The following is a 589-nucleotide window of genomic DNA, read 5'->3' on the forward strand; positions in this document are numbered from 1 at the left end:
CACACAGACCAGATGGTTTTCGCTGCGGTGGGCCATTTCAGCCAGCCGTCCGGCTTTGTCGTAGCCGAACAGCATTTCATCCGGGGTGCCGTCGGGCAGCGGCGGGCGTTCGCGACGGATTAATCTGCCGTTGTCGTCATAGTGCCAGCGGGTGATAAGCCCCGCGTCCTCGCTGTGGGTGAGCTGGCCCGTTTTGCTGTACTGATAGCGGTGTTCGCGGCCATCAAAGCCAGTTTCAGTCGTCAGGCGGTCCATCACGTCATAGCTGAACTGCGTGCGGGATTCGTTTTCGTTAATCAGCCCGGTGATGCGGCCCGCACTGTCATATTCGGCCTGGCGGGTCAGCCCGCCGGAGGTCTGTGACACCGGGTTGCCCCGCGCATCATAACGCTGCGTGGTGCTGCTACCGTCCGGAGAAGTGATGGTGAGCAGGTCACCGGCCTCGTTGTACTGCCGGGTGGTGCGCGCGCCGGTGTTGTCCTCACTGGCGGTCAGGCGTCCGCGGGCATCGTATTCATATTTCTCCGACAAACCTTCTTCGTGAATGACCTCGAGCGGCTGCCCGTCGCGGTTATAGCGGTACTGCGTT

The 589-nt window shown here is 61.6% G+C and carries 1 pseudogene; it reads right to left on the reverse strand.

Features of this window, described 5'->3' with window-relative positions:
* Window positions 1–589 (reverse strand): annotated as a pseudogene (locus tag D6029_RS22345) (RHS repeat protein); the annotation flags it as partial.

Origin of the sequence: Buttiauxella izardii, from assembly GCF_003601925.1 — a bacterium.
Classification (GTDB): domain Bacteria; phylum Pseudomonadota; class Gammaproteobacteria; order Enterobacterales; family Enterobacteriaceae; genus Buttiauxella; species Buttiauxella izardii.